Here is a 22037-nt window from a genome sequence, read left to right as displayed (position 1 = left end):
ACCACTTAACATCCCCAGAACTATGATCCTGAGTTTAGCGATACGGTATCAGAAACACATAGCCTTATTCCTGTTGAGCATTTCGTTTGTTCAGTTAACAATAGCCGAGCGAATAGGATTGCGATATGTTTCGTACAGAGAAGTTGCAAAATATCCATCACAGATATTTAGTGGCACAGGTATCACAAATGGATACGTGCCATTAAAAAGAGAGAAAGCTGATGAGTTTTATCAGGGTGGTGCAAATTCCCCCCTTCCGCCAGCTGGCGGAGCAGGGGGAGGCCGTTTCATTGGCGGACCTACACAACCGGAGAGCCAGTCGTTCACTTCGGTGAATAGCAACAACATGGTTGACCTGTTCTCCGGCGACTTCAGCTATAACATTCCATTATTGGATGTTGGCGGTTACCCGGTCAACATCGGTTACCACAGTGGCATTACCATGGATGAAGATGCCAGTTGGGTAGGATTGGGTTGGAATATCAACCCGGGTAGCATCACACGAAATTTGCGGGGTGTGCCGGATGATTTTAATGGCGGAGCTGATACTATGAAGAAGGTTGCGTCTGTTAAGCCTAATGTAAGCTGGGGTGTTAATATAGGAGCCAGCGGGGAGATAGTAGGCTTGCCTAAGATTGGGAGCATTATAAGTAAAACGGATTCTTTAAGGTTAGGGGGGAGTCTTGGGATCTTTCATACAACCTATACCGGTTGGGGAATGGAAACCTCGTTGAATGCTTCCATCAACGCCGGCGCTAAATCTTTCGGGGGGTTAACGGCCGGGTTGTCAATTACAAACAATTCACAACAAGGGGTGACCGTCACGCCCAGCCTTGGATACAATTCCCTGGCTCATAAAAATAGTGACGTAGGAGGTGGGTTCTCCATCTCTTCGCCCTATAATTCGCGCACTGGTTTAAGAACCGTTCAGTTGGGCATGAACCTGAATCCAAAGAATAAGGATGGAGACAATATAAAGGGTGGCTCCTACGACGCGTTGTCATATTCCTGGCCTGCTGCCATGCCTTATATGACCATGCCCATGACGAATTACAATGTGAGTGTAACTCTTAAATTTGGCTCGGAGTTCACCGGTTTTTCTCCCGATTGGTCTGTAAGCGGTTATTATGGACAGGAGTCAATAAGAAGTTCAGATCAGGAATTGTCCCTGCCGGTCTTCGGTTACCTGAACTACCAGAACATGAGTGGCAATTGGAATGCGCTTACCGATTTTAACCGGGAAAAAGAAATCCCTTATCGCGAAAAACCGGCTGTACCCCATATTGCAGTTCCTTCCTATACGTACGACGTGTTTTCCATTTCGGGTGAGGGCACGGGTGGCAGCTTCAGGCCTTACCGGGGCGATATAGGTTTTATTGCTGACCACCTGTCACAAAGCAAAACCATCAGTGGCGGAGTAAGCCTGGATATTGGGCCTGGTATGTTTTTACATGGCGGGGTTGACTTAAACGCCAACTATTCTACCACCAAAACCGGCCCCTGGCAGGCGGAGAATGTTATCGGTTCCACAATAGGTTTTCGAAAGAACAGTGGTTTGTATGAAGGTGTTTATTTCCGCAACCCTGCTGAAAAAGCTATCAATACAACCGCTTATTATAATGCTATTGGCGGCGATGATGTAGTAACGCCGTCTTTGTTTCAGCTTAATAGTCTGACGCCCTTCATAATTGCCATGCCTACCCTCGACCGGTATAGCGGAAAGAAGAAAGTAGGCAGTATTCCGCTTAGAAAAGACAGCGTTGTTCATACCACCCGCGACAAACGGTCGCAGGTAATATCTTATCTCACTGCCGCAGAGGCAACGGCGGTTGGCCTGGATAAATACATCTATCATTATGGGATCAACGAATTCAATCCAAAGAGCTGCCCGGTAAAACTTCCTGATGAAACAGATGGTAATGGTCTTGGTACGAAAGCTTATTACTATCGGAATGAAAGTTTGAAGGGTGATCCTTCGGCCATTCGTCCGGATTCAATGCCATTTTACAATTGGGGGGAAGGAACGCCCGCTATAGGTACTGCTTTCCAGGGAGATCATTTTTCTGTGCGTTGGCTGGGCCGGTTTAAGGCACCGGTTACAGGGCCCTATAAGTTTGCGGCTACTTTTGATGATGGGATGCGTTTGTTTGTTAATGATACCCTGCTTATGGACAGGTGGAAAAAAATAAACAGCTGGGATTCAGTAAAATTAAACCTGGTAAAAGATGAGCTGTATAACATGCGGATCGAGTATTACGATGATTGGGGGTCTGCGCATACTGAGTGGTTCTGGCGGCCACCAATGACCCCTAATGGGCCATTGGACCTAAATCATAAAATAAAGGTCCCCCGGAAATATTTATTCCAGATGCCAACTAAAGATACTTTGAATGTAGATCCTGGAGTAGTGCGGGAAGACAGGGTAAATAATTTCCGTAAAGCCTCTCATATTTCCGAGATCGATGTATTGAATCCGGATGGGCGGAAATATGTATATGGGATTCCGGTATATAATATTTTACAAAAGGAGGTGAGCTTTGCCGTTGAGGCAGGAAAAGGCGATGTGCAAACAGGACTGACTGATTTTACACCAACGGAAAACAGCACGGGTAACAAAAGTGGAAAAGATGGTTACTACAGCAGGCAGGAAATGCCCGGCTATGCCCATTCTTATTTGCTTACGGGTATTCTGTCGCCCGATTACGTGGATGTAACCGGGGATGGCATCAGCGATGATGACCAGGGCGATGCCGTGAAATTCAATTATTCAAAAGCAGCCGGTATAGCCGCTCCATTTGAATGGCGTGCCCCTTATTCAGAAAAAGCCAATTATAACGAAGGACTGAAAACCTATCCCAGAGATGATAAGGCGCATTATATCTATGGCAAAAAAGAACAATGGTATTTGCATACTATTGAGTCAAAGACGATGATCGCCACCTTTACCCTTGAACACCGGCAGGATATGCTGGAGATAGATGAAGCGGGGAACAAGAGGAATAATGGCCGGGCTTTTTGTCTGAAACAGATAGATCTGTATTCAAAAGCTGACTTTTTAGAGAAAGGCCCAGGGGCCATACCCATCAAAACGGTGCACTTTGAATACAGCAATGAACTTTGCCCTGGTATAAACATGCCTGAAAACAATGATGGTAAGCTGACATTGAAAAAGATCTGGTTTACTTATAATAACAATGATAAAGGCCAGCTGAATCCATACGTTTTCAATTATCATCCCAATAACCCTGCGTATCGCACTAATGCATCTGATAAGTGGGGCACTTATAAAGACCCTGCACAAAATCCGAAAGGCGTTAACAATGCAGATTATCCCTACGCGCTACAGGATAGTGCGCAGGCAGCTTATAATGCCGGCGCCTGGATGTTGGATTCTATTCAATTGCCATCGGGCGGGCGCATTAAAGTAAATTATGAAAGCGATGACTATGCATATGTGCAGAACCGCCGGGCTACGCAGATGATGGAGATTGTAGGTTTAGGTCAGGGGGCTACCAGTACACCTGCGCCATTGTTGTATAACTGGTCCCTTTTCGATCCCAAGGATAATCTGTATGTTTTTGTAAAGGTCCCGCAACGGGTTCACTCAAAAAGTGAAATGTATGCCCGGTACCTGGAAGGCCTGAGTAAATTATATTTTCGGTTGTCTGTGCAAATGCCGGCTACCGAGGGGTTAGGTAATGGCTCAGAGTATGTTCCCTGTTATGCTGAACCCGATTTTGCGGCTGGCAATTGGTATGGCTTCACGGGCGACTCCAATGTTATTTATATTAAAATTGGTGGAATAAACAAAAATGCCGATGGCGGTGGTTCGGAAAGCGCACTGGCCCAGGCTGCCATTAATTTTCTGCGCCTTAATCTTCCCTCAAAAGCCTATCCTGGTTCTGAAGTAAGGGATGATCTTGATTTCAACGCAGGTGTGCAGATCCTGGTATCACAGATCAGCAACTTTACTACCATGCTGCAAGGTTTTGCCAACTCGGTGCGAAGAAATAATTGGGTCAGCGGAATAGATATCGGCCGGTCGTTTGTGCGCTTAAATGCGCCCACGTTTAAAAAGATCGGCGGTGGCTTGCGCGTAAAAAGCGTTTTGATCTACGACCATTGGCGCGATATGACCAGCAATAAAATGAAGGAGTCGGTTTATGGACAAACCTATGATTATACCACCATTCAAAATATCAATGGAATACCTGCCAGAATAAGCAGTGGCGTAGCTTCCTGGGAACCGGTTATCGGGGGTGAAGAAAATCCGTTTCACCTGCCTATAGAGTACCAGGATCGCATTTCAGCATTGGCACCTGCTTCCATGTTATACAGTGAAGAGCCTTTAGGTGAATCGTTTTACCCTGGCGCATCGATTGGGTACAGTAAAGTACGCACCCGCAGCATTCATACTGCCAATACCCGTTCAGCAAATGGTTACTCCGAATCAACCTTCTTTACTTCTTATGATTTCCCCACTACCTGCGACAGGTCGATGCTGGATGATGATACCAAGAAAAGGTTCAGGCCTGTGTTGAAAACCTTCCTGCGCATCAATTCAATCAGCAACCTGAGCATTTCGCAGGGCTTTAAAGTGGAGTTGAATGATATGAACGGGAAACTGCGCACGGAAGCAACCTATTCCGAAACAGATGCGGTGCATCCTATAACTTATACGGAGAATTTTTATCATGTAGATAATTTATCTACGGAATCTAAACACCTGAATAATACCGTTGCAGTCATTAACCCGAATGGTGAGGTAGATACTGATGCTACTATTGGTAAGGATGTAGAGCTGATGGCGGATATGCGCGACCAGAAATCAGTTTCAATCGGTGGAAACGTGAATGTGAACGTTGACCTGTTTGCTGCCGGCGTTTGGCCTGTTGCCATTCCCAGTTTGTTAAACCTATTTCAGCGGGAAGAGAACGAATTCCGCTCAGCTGCCATGACGAAGGTGATCTACCGTTACGGTATCATCGATAGCGTGGTACATATCGAAAAGGGCAGCAAGGTCTCTACCCGGAATATATTATACGATTCAGAAACGGGCGATCCCTTACTGACCAGAACGCAAAACGAATTCAATGATCCGGTATACCAGTTCACGTATCCTGCCCATTGGGTATATAAAGGAATGGGACCTGCCTATCAGAATATAGGCGCTACGCTGGAGCATTTGACAGTTAAGATGGGTAAAATCGATGAATCAGGTTTGGTACAACCCATTTCCTCTTATTTAACAGCAGGTGATGAATTGCTGGTGTATAGCAAACAATCGATGAGTGAAGATGGCTGTGGAAATGAGTATGCGACATTCCCCAAGGCCTACAAGTTATGGGTGATAGATTCCAGTACTGTACAGGGGGGCACACCACATTTGTACCTGGTAGATGCCAATGGAATTCCTTTCTCGGGAAATGATGTAACGTTTAAGGTGATCCGTTCCGGACACCGCAATGTGAATGGAGAAGTGGGAACGGTGACCTCTTTGAACAGCCCGCTGGTACCGGATGGTGCAGGTAAGTATCATTTGGTATTTGATAACAATACCAAAGTGATCAATGCCGGGGCCGCTGAAATGGCACAATACTGGAAAGTGGCGGACAGAAGAAAATCGGACAAGGACCAGAACTGCGTGCCCACAGATGAAAGCGACGAATTTAACCGGGAAGCCTGTTCCTGTTTTCAACCGTTCTTTAATTATCTGATCAATAATGGACAATTATTTTCTAGAAGATACAAGTCGCCACAGACAGTCAGGGATGTGCTGAATAAGGCTGGACTTACCAACCTCAGTGGTTGTTCGCTGTTACAGGCCAATCTCGATAAAGTGTTTTATACAGAAAGCGGACCCGATGATGATGTATACACTGCCTATATAGGAGATGTTAGAGTAGATTTTATAAGGCGCCCGGGAAGTAATGCATCGTTTAATGCTTATACCATTGGCAGTTGTACCCCCGAAGGTGTTGCCTTTAAAAACCCCAATGGGGTAGTGCATGGACCCGATACTGTTACTGTTCGGATTGCGGCTGATTATTCGGCCAACCTGCTTTCAACAGAGCAGTGTCCTGCCTTCAACGATTCTCTGACAACAAGAGATGCAACATCGGACCGGTTGCTGGTGGAAAATGGATTGGATGTAGGTGGTTATGAACGCAACGCCATTGCCGTGGTGAATTTTAACCGGCTTGACCAGATCCCGCCCGATGCCAATATTTTATCGGCCAACATGATCCTGCAGGCCGACCAGCGTGGTCATGGATCTGGTTATACCAATGCCAATTCGGTTAACCTTGCCGATACGTTAAGTGTGTCGTTGGCTAATCCGGGATATTTCCCAACTACTTCCCTGGAAGCTGTGCATGAACGAATAATTACCAGTGCCTGGCACCGGGAATTAAAAAAGAAAGTTCCTTTTCAAAATGATACCCTTAATGTACTGGATTATGTAAATGGGTATCGGGATAATTCATATACTTCAGCCAGTTTTATGTTAACGCAGGGATCAGGCGATTTTCATTCAACCAATACTGGTTACGGAGCAGGTTATGAACCACCTGCTTATTTGCAAACTGGTTATGGAAATTATTATTCAACGTATTACTCGCAGCGCTATGCGGATCCTGCAAAATGGCCGGTAATAGAGGTGACGTATGTAACGCCGGCCCCTGCTTCCGATACGGGCGGTATTTTGCTGACATATAATTTAACCCTGAACTGTTCCGAAAATATTACCCGTTCCTGTTACAGCGCCATCACAGATACCATGGTAAATCCCTATCTATATGGCATTCTGGGCAACTTCCGCCCGTTGCGTGGTTATGTGTATTATGGCAGCCGGAACGAATCAAAGGCTTTACCATCGGTGAATGTAAACACGCGTACATATGGTACTATAAAAGATTTTGCGCCCTTCTGGATCTTACAGGACAATAACTGGGTGCCTTCCAATGATACCACCCGTTGGGTATGGAACAGTGCCACTACGCTGTTTAATCGAAAAGGATTTGAGCTGGAAAATAAGGACCCGCTGGGACGCTACAATGCCGGTTTATATGGATATGGGTTGACCATGCCAACGGCGGTATTGCAGAACAGCCATTACCAGGAAGGTGCGTATGAAGGTTTTGAAGATTATGGTTTCAAAATAAATACCTGTGATACCACCTGCGGTGAAATAAAGCATTTTGACTTTTCAGGCTTTCAGAATTCTTTCACCAAAACGCAGGCACATACGGGCCTCTACAGTTTGCAGGTGCCCGTTAACAGCAGCATCAGTATCGATGCCAGTCTGCAACCGGCAGCTGATGCCGATGTCGCCAGGCTTACACCAACGCTGGCTCCAGACGCCTGTGCCGCCGGTTCATCCCTGAAAGGATTGCGGGCTTCCAAAAATACCATAGTGCCCGAATTTGCCCCGCTGGCGGGTAAACGAATAATAGTGGGCGGCTGGGTAAAAGAAGACAACAGTTGTTTGTGTAAAGCGTATACCCGCAATCACATCCTGGTTCAGTTTGTGGCAGGTGGTGATTTGTCAACGGTTACGTTGAGTCCTTCAGGTAACCTGGTAGAAGGCTGGCAGCGTTATGAAGCAGTGGTTGATATTCCGGCAAATGCCACCCAGATGGCCATTTCCCTGAAAGCATCGGATTCTGCCACTACCTGGTTTGATGACATCCGCATACATCCCTATAATGCACAAATGAAATCATTCGTGTACAATCCGGTGAACCTGCGGTTGATGGCAGAGCTGGATGAGAACAACTACGCTACTTTTTATGAATACGACGATGATGGCACCCTGGTACGGGTGAAGAAGGAAACAGAGCGTGGCGTGCAAACGATAAAAGAATCAAGAAGCGCCTTGTTAAAGGAACATCAATAAACAATTGCTAAAAGATCAAACTCATTATATGAAGCAGCTTGGTTTGCTATTACTAACAATAGGAATGCTGATGGCCGGTGCACCAGCAGAAGCGGCACCGATATCGGTTGATACAACAGGCAGCAGGGTTACCGGGTTCCTGCAAAAGGTACAGCAGGCCTATAAAAACGCCTCTTATTTAAGTGTTAACCTGCTATACCGGTATGCCAATAAAAACCAGCCGGATAAAAATGTTGAAACCATGTCGGGTGAATTGGCCATGGACAGGAACCGGGTACGGCTGGTGATGGATGAAGTGGAATCCATTACAACAGAGAAGTATACTATTCAGGTGATAAAGGCAGACAAGCTGATCTATTTATCAACCCCCAAACCAGCGCAGAGTACAGACCCGATCAGTATGGTAGACACCATCCTGAGCCATATGGAAGGCGTTCGAACAGAACTGGTCCGGAATAATGGACTGGCCAGGCTGAACATCTATTTCCCTTCGGGTATGCAATACAGATCAATTGCCATGACGATCAATGAATCGACCGGGTATTTTGAGAAAGTAAGGTATGAGTTGAATACGGAAGGGCTGCTGACTGAAGATCAGATTGCCCGAACCGGTAAACCGGGTGATTATCAGCCGGAAGGAATAATTGAAGTGTTGTTCAGTAATTACCGGCAGGGCCAGTTTACAGATTCAATTTTCGATGAGGGCATCTACTTTACCCGCCGGGGAAAAGGAGACTATCAGCCAACAGAACAGTATAAAGATTACCAGGTCTATCTGGCATCTTCGAACTTATAAATAAACCTTTTCCCGGGGTAACACCTGGTTAAGATATAACCGTAAAAAAGTTATAACCCAAAAGACCATTACTCAAATGCACATTCCAAGATTATACCGCATAGTAGTATTGATAGGACTTATTTGTACAGCGGCTATTGTACACGCAGGCGATGGCGGAGGCATTGTAGCCCGGGCCATCCTTGATGGCAGCAAACGCCAGTTGGTGAAGGATTCCTCGGTTACGGTGGAGGATTCAGCCTTTTATAATGCGGCAGCCATTGGCGTTGATACCGGGTATTCGGTGCAGAACGTCATTACGCTGAAGATCAATGAAGCGTCGAATGTGTACCTGCGCACGGCTTTTACAGCCAAGGTACGCCTGCTTATATCGTATAATAATGGAAATGATACGGCTTCCATGGTAAGGGAGTTAACCATTAATTACGATACGGGCCATACCTACAATGCCCGCAATAGCTTTGCGTTTTATGGAGGAAGAAAGGTAACGGTAAAAATACTTTCGGTAGATACAGGGAATGCAACCTGGAATGTGTCATCGGTATTGATGGTCGAAAATCAACTGACAGCCCGACCCAGATATAATTTCAGCTGTAGCAGTACAGTTACCAATATAACAGTGAATACACCTGTGAGTGCAGATGAACTGCCGGTAAGCTGGACGGCAGTCCGGGGCGCTGACCAATATGATCTGGAATGGACTTATATAGATTCGTCGGCCCTGGCGAATAAAAAATATGGCAGCCCGTTAAGTCCGGCCCTGATCTTTTACCAGAATGCCACGCGTGTAAGTACAGCCGGTAACTCGTATAATATACCATTGATATACGACAATTCCGGTACCCTGTTTATCAGAGTGCGGCCGGTACAGCTGGGTGCAGCTAAATCGGTCCTGAATGCCATTTGGAGTTCAGATGCTTCGCCTGTTACTATGGGACAATACGATTTTAAAGGCCATGAACGACCGCTGAACTGGCAATCGAGCATCAGTTTTGCGGAAGAAGGAAAACGCAAAGTGGTGGTGCAGTATTACGATGGCAGTTTGCGCAACCGGCAAACCGTTACCAAAGACAATACCAATAATAAAACAATTGTTGCCGAAACTTATTACGACTATCAGGGGCGGCCAGCCATTCAGGTAATGCCGGCGCCTTCATTAAAAAATGTAATTCAATACACTGCCGGGTTCAATGTAAGTATCAATAATGCAGAATATACCCAGCGTTTTTATGATACGCTGGGTAATACAGATACATATTGTAATATTCACGCCGGGGAAATGAGTTCCGATTCCGGCGCCAGTTTGTATTATTCACCCCAAAATCCAAATAAGACAATCGGGATGAACCAGTTCATTCCCGATGCAAAGAATTATCCATTTACCGAAACAGAATATACCCAGGACAATACCGGCCGCATCAGCCGCCAGGGTGGAGTAGGCCCGGATTACCAGTTGGGCAGCCAGCATGAAACCAAATATTATTATGGTACACCCGATCAGAGTGAGCTGGATGCGTTGTTTGGAACCGATGTCGGCGATTATTCACACTATTTTAAAAACATGGTGCGCGACGCCAATGGCCAGTACAGCGTAAGTTATGTGGATATGCATGGCCGTACCATTGCAACCGCACTGGCAGGCATAGGGCCTGATAATATGGCCAAATTGCCATCGAATGCGCAACGGGTGATCAAAGAGAACCTGGCCGACTCGGGTTCCCGGTTCCTGCAGAACTGGAGTATGGTAAACCAGAAATCACTGGTGGTGGCGCAAACCGATAGTTTCGATTTCCGTTACCGGTTAGACCCATCTCTGGTGACCGATATGAATTGTAAGGACTCGCAGATCTGTTATACCTGTTTGTACGATCTGGAAATAACCATTACCGATAATTGCAATAACCAGCTATTGCAGGGAGGGAAGGCCTTTGATACGGTAATACATAATTTTTCATTCGATCGAATTCCAAGTGACTGCAGTCCAAAGCCGCTGGAGCTGAATTTCAAATTGCAATTACAGGAAGGCAGCTACCAGGTAACCAAACAGCTTACCGTGAACCGGGATGCTTATTTGTATTATCGCGATAGTGTTTACCTGCCGAATAATACCTGCAGATCGATGCAGGATTTCATTAAAGAGCAGCGCGACCTGATTACAAATGCCAATACTACTTGTGTGCCCGATTGTAAAACCTGCCGGGATAGTGTAGGTACCTTTGAAAGCTTCCGGAATAGATATATTACCAAAGGAGGTATTGCCGTTGCTGATACAGCCGAATTCAGAACGCAAATAGAAACCGCTTATACGAACGCCGTCCATGGCTGTGATGTGTTGTGCGGCGATAGCACGTCCGATGATACGGATATTCGCAGTGCGATGTTGCAGGATGTGACGCCGCCTTATGGACAATATGCTGATACTACCCTGGGAAAAAGAGACAAGTATTCTGTGTTTTATATTGACCCTAAAGACAGTATAGGGTATGTGCCGGTTTACAGGCTCGATGACGTGCACTATACGAATGATGCCGGTCAGCCTGATCAGGTATTTGATATGCAAAGCGGGCTGATGGTGGATCCCGGTTCGCTGAGTGTAAGTGACTTTACGCAGTTTTTCCGGAGTACCTGGGCCGAAGCTTTGTTGCCTTATCACCCGGAATATTGCAAGTTAAAAAAGATGGAATCGCTGCATGCCAGCAATGTGTGGGATAGGCAAATGGAGGCGATCGACAATTTCAGGGATGCCGAAAAAGGAGGGTATCTAAACCCAACGGGCAGTAATAGTAAATACACTAACATTCCCGGCAATATAGATCCATTTACCCAGGATGCAACGCAAAAGACAAATCTTGACAAAAAGCTCAATGCTTACCTGACCTTTAAGGACGGTCCGACTGTGAGTATGTGGGGAATGGCCACCATAATGGCGAAATGTGATTCGGGTAATGCGGCCTGTGTCAGGTATTATTCCAACGAAAGCCCTGAAACTATTAGTCATATTTTGGATACCACACAGATCTGTGAAGGAGACCTCGATATGGCGTGGCGCAGTTTCCGCCAGTTGTATCTCAGTTATAAAAAGGACCTGGTAAATGCGATCATAAATGATCCAAAAGATTGTAAGCCCCTGAACCAGGCTTATAAAACCATGCCTTTATATGATACTTTGTACAATAATGGACATACGCCCCGGTTTAGTATAGATACTAAAGCCACTGCAGAAAAGAATGAGCTGGCATATATAATGCAGGGAAAAGACGAGGGCTCTGTAAAAGATGCGATCAAAAGAGGCCAGGATTCACTGAATACATTTTACATAGATAATAGTGAGGCCCTGGCGAATCAATGGCTGGCGCAATTGGCCCCCTGTAATTATCTGGATGCTGCATTGCGGGATACTATCTTACCATTGTTAAAAGCGCTGTGTATAATGGCATCCGATGCCGGTCATCCATTTGGCGCCAGTTCCCTGCCTGCCGGTAAAGCTTCCATGGGATATAATAGTTTTGTGGACATTCTTAAAGATTACAACCTTAAACATAATATAACTAATAACTCCACCTGTAATCCTTACATGATCACGGCCCCGGCGCCTTATGATAAACAGCCGGTGTATAGCAACAAACCGGTTTATACAAAACCAGATGAATGCGAATGCCAGCTGATCAATGGAAAGTATGATGAATATTTGCTGAGTGATGGCGCTGATGATTCTTTCGCTGCCTTTATGCTAAGAACGCAGGGCGTAACCATGAGCAATTCGGACCTATTACAACTGCGGGATCTGTGTAAAAAGGGAATCGTGTCAACGGATGCCGGTGTATCATGCCAGTACCTGTCTCAGCCGATCTTTTTGCCACCGGCTTTTCAGTGTAATTCAGGCGAATCCTGCACTTCCTGTACGGTGGTGAACAACCTGTACAAAAGTTATCAGCAGGAATTCCCGGACGATACGGTACGTATTACAGATGGAGCTGATTCCATTCAGATAAAACGGAACACCCTGTTCAAGAACTATATGAATAACCAGCTTGGTTATTCACTGGAAACCTGGCAGTACCTGCAGTTTATAAGTCAGTGTGCCGATTCCTCTTTATATACTCATGAAGTAAAATGTTCAGACCAGCATATAGGCAGTTTGTATAGAACAGAAAGTACAGATGCTGGTAAGTTGTATGATATTCAACCTACACCTGACGGCGGTTATATTATGGCAGGTAGTATTTGGGACAAGTCTTCCAAAGAGGGCACGCTGGTAAAGACAGATAGTCTTGGTGTTAAACAATGGGCGATCAAGTGTGGCGGAATGGGCAGTGATACGTTGTTACGTGTGCGCCGTACAGCAGATAATGGGTATATAGCAATAGGTACAACGCATTCGGGTCATTATGAAACGGGTGCTATGTGGATCATAAAAACAAACAATGGCGGTGAAGTGCTCTGGTCAAGATCAGTCGGCTTTAGTACTCCGTTTGGTGAACATGGATACGATATTATACAAACCAGCGACGGTGGTTATGCGGCATTGGGCTTATATAACCGGCATGCGGGTCATGGTGAGTTTTTATTAAGCCGCATACAGCCGGACGGCACAATAAGCTGGACACGCCGTTTTGGAACCAGCCGTTTGCAGGATAACAGTACGGTATGTATACCCAATGAAACCGATTCGTTAAGTTATGATGGTGTGCCTTCTTATGGATTGCTGGAACAGGATGATACCTTGCTGGTAAGCGGTGCAGCTTATGATCCCAACCTGGGTGACCGGTATTTTGGTGTGGTGCACCGGGTAAGTAAAGATAACGGTAATCTGTTGGGCTCCTGGCATTATGCTGATGGCGCCGATACTACCAGGAGTTGCTGGTTCAGGGATATTTATCCAACAGAGAACGGCTATATGGTGATGGTGAACAGTGCCAAACAACTGGGTACGGTAAATGCCCAGGTTGGTGTGATCCAGTTAACAAAAACAGGCAATGTAGTATCGTATAAACGATTTAATATACCAGCCGGCAGCGACAGAATGGCCACCTCATCGGTATTCCCGGCGGCAGACGGCGGCTATATGGTAGCGCAAACGGGGAACAACAGTGCGCATATTATCTGGCAGCGGGTTGATGCAACAGGTTCCGTAACAGGAGCGACGGAAACAAACTTGTCGGGCACCCAAAGTGTGGGCCGTATAGCACAAAATACAAGCGGGCTCTTTACCCTGGCAGGTAATAATAACCAGGACATGTTGATGCTGGTGTTACGCCCGGGTCTCAGTTGTTACGATAACCCGGTACAATTGGGGGCTACAGACGAAACAGTTACCCGCGTACCGTGGGCCATTGGAGTAGATGAGTTTGTGACACCGAAGTATACCGATAATGATTTAAATGGATATGCCTGGTATGATCTCACCGATACAGCGCTGGTTTGCGCAGGTGATGGCCATTGTTATGATATTTATAATGGGCCACAATTGTGCGGTAAGTCAGATCCGCTGATGCCGCCGGTAGCAATAGAGTATACAGGGCCCTGTACCGACAGTACCTTCTTTGCGGTAAGCAAGGGCACTGAAATTTCAAAGGTGTATAGCGATTCCCTGACCGGTGCATTCGAACAGAAATACATCAACAAATGTCTGGAGGCGTATAGGTATGAATCATTTACGGTTACGCATCCGAAACGGGAGTATCATTATACATTGTACTATTACGATCAGGCCGGTAACCTGGTACGTACTGTGCCACCGGCCGGTGTACACGAAATAACCGATACCACGGAGTTAAAACAGGTAGTGGCAGCGCGTGCGGCCCAGATTGAACATGTGCCGGCGCATACCCTGGTAACAGATTATCGTTATAATACGCTGAACCAGGTGGTTTCTCAACATTCGCCCGATGGCGGAACCAGTAGCTTCTGGTACGACAGGCTGGGAAGATTGAGTATTTCACAGAACGCAAAACAGAAAGACAGTACACAATACAGTTATACGAAGTATGACGATATAGGCCGAATTACCGAGGTTGGGCAATTGGCCAGCAGCACGGCTATGGACGACCCTATCAGCAGGGATCAGCAATCGCTGAAAAACTGGTTAACAAATGCGGCAGGAACGGCCCAACAGATCACCCAGACAACCTATGATGCTGCTTACTTTGGAACCACCTTGCCTGCATTCGGTGCAAAGAATTTACGTAACCGGGTTGCCTGGACAGCGCTGTACAATACGGCCAGTGATTTGAGCAATATTCATTATGCAACAGCTACCCATTACAGCTACGATATCTTAGGAAATGTAGATACCCTGTTACAGGATTACCGGTTGGGGGTAATGAACGATAACAACAACCGGTTAAAGAAAATTGCCTATGATTTTGACCTGGTAAGTGGAAAGGTAAACCAGGTAAGTTATCAGCCCGGACTACCGGATGCCTTCTATCACCGGTATGTGTATGATGCCGAGAACCGGATCACGAATGTGCTCACCAGTTCGGATAGTGTAAACTGGGATAATGATGCCTACTACCAGTATTATGACCATGGACCATTGGCCCGTACGGTATTAGGCGAGCAGCAGGTGCAGGGAGTAAACTATGCCTATAACCTGCAGGGGTGGATGAAGTCGATCAATCCGGCTATCTGTGATACTGTTGGGTTTACTTTAAAGGCTGATGGAAGTACTGGTAGTGTGGTAGGGAAAACGGCCTATAATGTAATGCTGAACTACTTTAATGGCGACTACAAGGCCATCAGTGGCGCTGCACCACAGGACGCCTCGATCGATGGAACGCTGGGAGGGCAATACCGCCCGCTGTACAATGGCAACATCAGCAGCATGGCAGTGAATGTGGGCGCGTTGAATAATCCTTTGTTGTATAACTATCAATACGACCAGCTCAATCGCCTGGTAGCCATGGATGCCTGGAAGAAGACAGGCAATGCCTGGAGTGATCTTACTCCAACCAGCGACTTCGGAGAACGAGTAAGCTATGATGCCAATGGGAACATTTTAAGTTACATCCGTAATGGAAATACAGATGGTGGCAAGCAACTGGAGATGGATAGACTGGCTTACTACTATAAGCCGGGTACCAATCAGTTGGATTACGTGCATGATACGGTGCCCTCGGGTAACTACGATGTAGATATAGATGCACAGTTAGCAGGTAACTATGAATATGACTCAATAGGTAACCTGATTAAAAACACGGCAGACAGCATATCCAGTATTAGCTGGACGGTGTATGGAAAGATCAGCCAGATTAAAAAGGATGATGGAACGGTTATCACCTATACCTATGGCACAGATGGAAACCGCATCAGTAAATCTGTTGTAAAAGGAGGAGAAACCGAAGCAACAACAACCTGGTATGTGCGTGATGCGACTGGCAATGTGATGAGTGTGTACGAATCCGGTAAACCTACAGTAAACGTCGGCCATCTGACCCAGTCGGAGCTGCATTTGTACGGCAGCAGCAGGCTTGGGTTGCTAAGACGGAGCCTGGATGTGGCTTATCAGTTGGAGAATAATCCTTATCCGACGAAAATCACCATGCCATTGCTGGGGTCAGCCGATAGTATTACTTTTGTTCGTGGCGACAAGCTCTTTGAATTGAGTAACCACTTAGGCAACGTACTGGTCACTATAAATGATAAGAAAATTGGTGTATCTTCCCTTTCGAATAGTTCTTTGATTGATCATTTTGAACCGCAAGTGGTAAGTGCGCAGGATTATTATCCGTTTGGGATGTTGCAGCCGGGTCGCTCTTATCTTTCTCCCAATGGAGACAAGTACAGGTATGGGTTTAATGGCAAGGAAAATGATAATGAGGTGAAGGGCGAGGGCAATCAACAAGATTATGGGATGCGGGTGTATGATCCGAGGATTGGTAAATTCCTTTCTGTTGATCCATTGACAAAAGGTTACCCAGAATTAACGCCTTATCAATTTGCCAGTAATAGGCCCATTGATGGGATTGATTTGGATGGAGGAGAATGGAAGCCTTTGACTGATTACTTCGCTGATAAAGCAAAAGCAAACGGAAATCCTAGACTATCAGGGTTTATACGATCTTTGGGAGCCGGTGATGTCCAAACTCAGACTCAGGATGCAATTAATAATGTGGCGAAGGGTAAAATAGCAGAGGTTGCGGTGCAAGTGTATGGGTATACGTCATTTGGAATGTTTGAAAATTCGGTAAATCTTGCAAAAAGGGCTATTATTGATCGAGACCCTGAAGCACAAGGTGAAGCATTGGGATTGTTGGCTCAAGGGGTGTTTGGAGAAGTGGTTGCAGCAAGAAGACCTGCGGCGCCAAGAGTTTATGAGGAGCCAGTTACTGCCGTTAATAATCAAGCTACTGCTGCAAACAACGGTGTACCTTCTCAAGCTACAACCCCAAATGCAGTACAAGAGATAGCACCAATTATCGAGGAGCCTGTTGTGCAAAGTTCTTCTTCTATTGGAGCTGAACAATTGGCTACATTTAAAATAAAAATGCAAAATGCTTTCAAAGGCATAGATAAAACTCATCTAGATGCTGCCATTGGAGATATGGCAGGTAACCCTATTGTTAAATATGGCAAAGTTTGGGACCATTTGTCCGACATCACTAATCATTTAAAAAATCTAAATGGCAGAATAAGAGAATTAAATAAAATGATTAACACTGATGTTTTCTCAGGAAGTGCACTTGAAGAAGCAAAAGAATTGAGATCATCTCTTCAAAAAACATATGATTCTTATTCTGGAGCTCTGCAAAGAGCTGCCAATAAGTACAATAAAGACATTAATGTTAAAAAACAGTAATCAAATGGCAGTTGACAGAATCAGGAAAGATATTGAAAGTATAAAGGAAAATGAAACAAAACTTTATTCATATTTATATGATTTGACTTATCAGGAAAAAACTAACAATGTACGTTTATTAGAGACAATCTATTCTGAGTTTTTAAATGACAAACGAAGTGAGATAAAGCGGGTTGCGCTATACTGCTTGCTATTTGGGTTGAAAATAAAAAAACCAGAGTATAGGCAAGCTGCGTTGATAACCCTGACAGATAAGGCTAGTGATTTTGACTTAAGACTTACTTGTGTTTCAGGATTGGCTCAGGCATATTTTGCCACAGATGATAAAGGGCTTTTGGGTACTTTATTTACAATTTTTAATGACCAAGAAGAGGATGAGGATATTCGTACAGAAGCTTTTACTGGCATGATGGGTATTCATGGAATAAATAGTGTAGAATTATTAAGTAAGAATTCTAATAAAATAGTGATGTCCATGGACGATATAAAGTTAGAAAACTTTGAACAGGAGATTAAAGAAATTAAAGTATTACTACTTTGATGGAGAATGTATCAGTCAAGTTGGTGGGCTAAAAAAGTAAAACCAAAAACACATATTCTAACGCACAACTGGTTTTTAAAATAATCCAATAAAGGAGGTCATAAAACGGCCTCCTTTTTTATTTCACCACATTAAAATGCAGTGCAGCCTCCACGAACTTTACACAGTGCAGCCTCCACGAGCTTTACACAATAAAGCGTTCGGATATTCAGTGATGGAAGTAAAATAACAAGGTCAAACGTAATTGCTTGGCTTTGTTGTTTTACTTCTTTAAACGCTGCGTGATGGCAATAACGCTCAAATCAGTAAGCTGGAAAGCGGTCTCAGTAGCAAGAATAATTGATTTTTGAGTTTAACAATTGAAATTACTGACAAAAGAAAAGGAGACAGTAAAACAGTTAACCGAAGTAGAAAGAAAGGAAACTGAAAGGTTTTTACGACATCCTGATCTATTACCGCGCACCAATGAGCTGATCGGGCAAATTGGGGTGATAGGGGAAGAAAATAACAGGTTACTGATGTACCTGGTATTTACAAGCAGGAAACGGGAAGGACCATTACATGTGATCAGCCTTGGTAGCAGCGGTATGGGTAAAACACATTTACAGGAAAAGGTAGGGGAGTTAATGCCGGTGGAAGATGTAATCCAGATCACAAGCCTGTCAGAAAACGCCCTGTACTATTTTGGAAAGCAGGAACTGAGGAACAAACTAATCCTGATTGAAGATCTCGATGGAGCATGAGAGGTGTTATACCCCTTGCGTGAACTTCAAAGTAAAAAGGTGATTACCAAAACGGTGGTATACAAAAACCAGGCTGGGGAGGCACAAACAGTACACCTACGGGTGGAAGGCCCAATTTGCGTTGCGGGTTGCACTACAAAAGAATCGGTGTATGAGGATAATAGTAATAGGAGTTTCCTGGTACACCTGGATGAAACAAAGGAACAGGATGAAAAGATCATGCATTATCAAAGGTTAAAGAGTGCAGGTAAAATAGATTCTTATGGACAGCAGCAGGTTAAGCAGTTACTTCAGAATGTGCAACGGGTGTTATTGCCTATTACAGTAAGAAATCCCTATGCAGAACTGTTGCAACTGCCACCCAGTGTATTTAAGCCAAGAAGAACCAATGCCCATTATCTGGCATTCATTGAAGTAATTACTTTCTATCACCAGTATCAACGTGAGCAAAAGAAAGATGAATCTACGGGTGAAGTTTACATTGAAACTACGGTAGCAGACATTAAAGCAGCTAACCAGTTAATGAACGAAGTATTACTGCGTAAGAGCGATGAGCAACCAGGTGCCTGTAGGAACTACTATGAAGTGTTAAAACAGCACCTGCAGCAGCAACTAAAGGATAGTTTTACCAACAGGATGATCAGTAAAGAACTGCACATGCCCATTAGCACGGTAAAACGCCATAACTTTATGCTGTTTCAGGCAGGTTATTTAACCAAACTCCCAGGGGCAGGTGAAAGTAAAGAGTTTACCTATGCGATTACTGACCAACAGGAGTACCAGCAGATGAAAAATAACATTACCACTGTGCTGGATGCAATTTTAAGCAATATTAAACGAAGCTCTAAGTAAAGGAGTGCTTTTTGAAGAGGTGCAGAAAAAGATCGATAATTTAAATAATTCCAGTCTTGGTGCATATACTTCATTGAGTTATAATGAAAAGGACCAACAAGTGGAAGCAACTGCACTTTTAGATGCTGTAATTGTTACACCAGATGCGTCTCAAAAAAAGTCAGTACCTTCTAAAAAGAAAAATTAAATCTATGCGATGTCTAGTCTTAGTATTAGTTTGCGGTTGTGCTCTTTTACGAAAAAATGAATTAAGGTGCAATGATGAGTCGGAATATATTCGATTACTTACAGCAGATAGTTTAAAGTATTGGGATGCTAAAGTTGCGAATAATATAATTTTTTTAAGCCCCATTATCTACGTGAATTTGTGTATGATTCATTAGGGAAAAGAGAGTTTGTTAGTTATGGAGATTATGTTATTGATACTGTAAAATATGAAATAAAGGGAGATACCTTGATGACAGCGCTGGGGCAAAAATATATAATCCTTAAAATTAATGATACGAATTTAGTAATGAAGGATATTACGAGAATATGGGGAGTCGATACATTGAAATTTGTGAAATCGAAAGATCAGAAAAGTTATCCAATGTAAGTACATAGAAAATATGTTGCCGCTATAATGGCGCAAGGATGCCATCGTTCAATAATTAGGCCCTGCAACCTCCTCGAATATTACGAAACAAAGCGTCCGGATATCCGATAAGTAATTAACAGAAAAACGGAAGCCAGGCTTAAAACAGCTTGGCTCACCCCATTAAAAAACTATTAAGATGGCAATAGCACTCAATATAGATAACCGGGAATACATCACCTGGCAGTATCATCGAGGTGAGGGGAAGTTACAAACGTAGCGGAAATACAGATGGCGGCAAACAACTGGAGATGAACAGACTGGCATATTACTATAAGCCGGGAATCGTGCATAGTAGAAAAGGATATTCATATACAAATAAGGGGTTTTTACCTAAGCAGGTTAGTCCAATAAAGACTAATACACTTGATATTATAAATGATCAAGATAATAGAGATAGATCCTCAACCTTTAGATTTGATAATAATAAACATAGGAATTGATGAGTAATGTATATTTTATAGGAATAGTTCGTATGTTTTTAGGTTCTCATCTGAAAGAGGCAAATGATGTTCAATTATATGATACAGTCTTTTACAAGGGATTAATTGCCATAGAAATGGTAAATACATTTGGTAATCATAAACGAGTAGACTTAGTCGATAAGTCTAATGCAATTGCTTTGCTGGTAATCGAATTTGGTATAACGATGTAAAAGGAGATACTTTGGGTGGTAATAACGAAACAAGTGCTTCCAGGGAGTTATCTATGGTACAGAGCTCATTTCAGGGTGAAAATAAAAAGGACTTAAGAGCCTTATTCAAGCTTAGTGATAATAAAAAAGATTTTGAACATATTAATGAAAAAGATTTTGCCAATGCTATTGCAGGACAGAGTGTGGATGACCAGGCATTGGCATATGGATATTATAGTGCGATAAATTCAAAGGATTACCATACTGTGGAAGTAATTAGTCGGGATGAAAAATATGATAGCAAAATGAAGGAGGTTATTGAAAAGGAATTGTTCTTAAATACTAACTATAAACCCATAGGCAAAGGCATCGATGTTGATCGTGCAACAGGAGGCGGCCTTAACTACACAAACCCAGATAGGAAGAATGGTTCCAGGTTCTGGAACTTGGAGTAGTTCGGACGCCATTCAAATGGAAAACCTTTATAATAGAGTAAAAAATCCAGTTGATGCATGGAGAAATGGAGCGTCTCATGGTGCGCAAATGGATTATAACAGGGCAAATGCTATTCCAGATTATATCCAGGCAGGATTATTTAAGCTTAAATTAAATCAAGCTCTTAGCGGTAATGGTTTTTAAATCTATTTATATGCAAAGAAGAATGTCTTTTATCCTGTTTCTTTTATTAATAAAGAATCTCGCAATTTCTCAATCAGTTGAACAAACTATAGGATCTCAACTTGATAAGGTTACAATGTTGACAATGGGGAATAAGGACTTTATAGTAAGTGCTTATACAGGTAACCAGGTTTTTGTAGTAAAAGGTAGTATAAAGTTCTTTGTGTAAACGTTATTAAGTAACTGTATTAGGGGTTTAATTCCCCAGGCAGGTGTAGCGAAGTGAGGCGGAGCGAAGCGGAGCCGAACGAAGCGGAACCTGCCTGGGGAGCGGCGCAAAATTTGGCCCCATTTTTTATTACCTTTAATACAGATTTATGGACAAAGAACAATCAAAAATTCCCAAGGACTTTTTTAAGCAATTCAAAAGCAAGGAAGACTTCCAATCTTTTTTCAGTGAACTCTACAAGCAGGGTGTGGAAGAGATGCTCAAAGGTGAACTTGATGAACATCTCGGCTATG

General features: G+C 44.0%; 10 protein-coding genes and 1 pseudogene. All 11 read left to right on the top strand.

What is annotated here, in order from left to right; genetic code table 11:
* Positions 1 to 22 precede the first annotated feature (22 nt).
* The gene (locus tag BMX95_RS33115; RefSeq protein WP_081200740.1) at positions 23 to 7897 is read left to right on the top strand and encodes a PA14 domain-containing protein; all 7875 of its coding nucleotides are present in this window, start codon (positions 23 to 25) and stop codon (positions 7895 to 7897) included.
* Between the two features lie 28 nt (positions 7898 to 7925).
* Complete coding sequence (locus BMX95_RS33110) at positions 7926 to 8693, top strand: LolA3 family protein (RefSeq protein WP_133053921.1); 768 nt, start codon at positions 7926 to 7928, stop codon at positions 8691 to 8693.
* A gap of 76 nt (positions 8694 to 8769) precedes the next feature.
* Positions 8770 to 17493 (top strand): RHS repeat-associated core domain-containing protein, encoded by an 8724-nt coding sequence (locus BMX95_RS33105; RefSeq protein ID WP_090519728.1) that lies wholly within the window; start codon positions 8770 to 8772, stop codon positions 17491 to 17493.
* A gap of 4 nt (positions 17494 to 17497) precedes the next feature.
* Positions 17498 to 18034, top strand: coding sequence for a hypothetical protein (locus BMX95_RS33100; protein ID WP_133054013.1), 537 nt, complete (start codon positions 17498 to 17500; stop codon positions 18032 to 18034).
* 359 nt (positions 18035 to 18393) lie between these two features.
* Positions 18394 to 18777: a hypothetical protein gene (locus BMX95_RS33095; RefSeq protein WP_081203103.1), complete on the top strand. Its 384-nt coding sequence runs from the start codon at positions 18394 to 18396 to the stop codon at positions 18775 to 18777.
* Positions 18778 to 18816: 39 nt separating this feature from the next.
* Positions 18817 to 19629 (top strand): hypothetical protein, encoded by an 813-nt coding sequence (locus BMX95_RS33090; RefSeq protein WP_133054014.1) that lies wholly within the window; start codon positions 18817 to 18819, stop codon positions 19627 to 19629.
* Between the two features lie 4 nt (positions 19630 to 19633).
* The gene (locus BMX95_RS33085; protein WP_081203105.1) at positions 19634 to 19816 is read left to right on the top strand and encodes a hypothetical protein; all 183 of its coding nucleotides are present in this window, start codon (positions 19634 to 19636) and stop codon (positions 19814 to 19816) included.
* A gap of 889 nt (positions 19817 to 20705) precedes the next feature.
* On the top strand, positions 20706 to 20918 hold the full coding sequence (locus tag BMX95_RS33075; RefSeq protein ID WP_081203107.1) for a hypothetical protein: 213 nt from the start codon (positions 20706 to 20708) through the stop codon (positions 20916 to 20918).
* An 11-nt stretch (positions 20919 to 20929) separates the two neighbouring features.
* On the top strand, positions 20930 to 21352 hold the full coding sequence (locus BMX95_RS33070; protein WP_133054015.1) for a hypothetical protein: 423 nt from the start codon (positions 20930 to 20932) through the stop codon (positions 21350 to 21352).
* A 16-nt stretch (positions 21353 to 21368) separates the two neighbouring features.
* Positions 21369 to 21536 (top strand): glycosyltransferase family protein, encoded by a 168-nt coding sequence (locus tag BMX95_RS33065; RefSeq protein ID WP_165759049.1) that lies wholly within the window; start codon positions 21369 to 21371, stop codon positions 21534 to 21536.
* Positions 21537 to 21892: 356 nt separating this feature from the next.
* Positions 21893 to 22037, top strand: a pseudogene (locus tag BMX95_RS35920) (IS256 family transposase); the annotation flags it as partial.

The organism is Niastella yeongjuensis (genome assembly GCF_900110245.1).
Lineage (GTDB): Bacteria > Bacteroidota > Bacteroidia > Chitinophagales > Chitinophagaceae > Niastella > Niastella yeongjuensis.
This window is presented reverse-complemented; position numbering and strand designations above follow the sequence as displayed.

Bases quoted from the DNA above. Each gene is read 5' to 3' on its own strand.
- BMX95_RS33115 (WP_081200740.1), top strand. From the start codon at position 23: ATGATCCTGAGTTTAGCGATACGGTATCAGAAACACATAGCCTTATTC.
- BMX95_RS33110 (WP_133053921.1), top strand. From the start codon at position 7,926: ATGAAGCAGCTTGGTTTGCTATTACTAACAATAGGAATGCTGATGGCC.
- BMX95_RS33105 (WP_090519728.1), top strand. From the start codon at position 8,770: ATGCACATTCCAAGATTATACCGCATAGTAGTATTGATAGGACTTATT.
- BMX95_RS33100 (WP_133054013.1), top strand. From the start codon at position 17,498: ATGGCAGTTGACAGAATCAGGAAAGATATTGAAAGTATAAAGGAAAAT.
- BMX95_RS33075 (WP_081203107.1), top strand. From the start codon at position 20,706: ATGAGTAATGTATATTTTATAGGAATAGTTCGTATGTTTTTAGGTTCT.
- BMX95_RS33065 (WP_165759049.1), top strand. From the start codon at position 21,369: ATGGAAAACCTTTATAATAGAGTAAAAAATCCAGTTGATGCATGGAGA.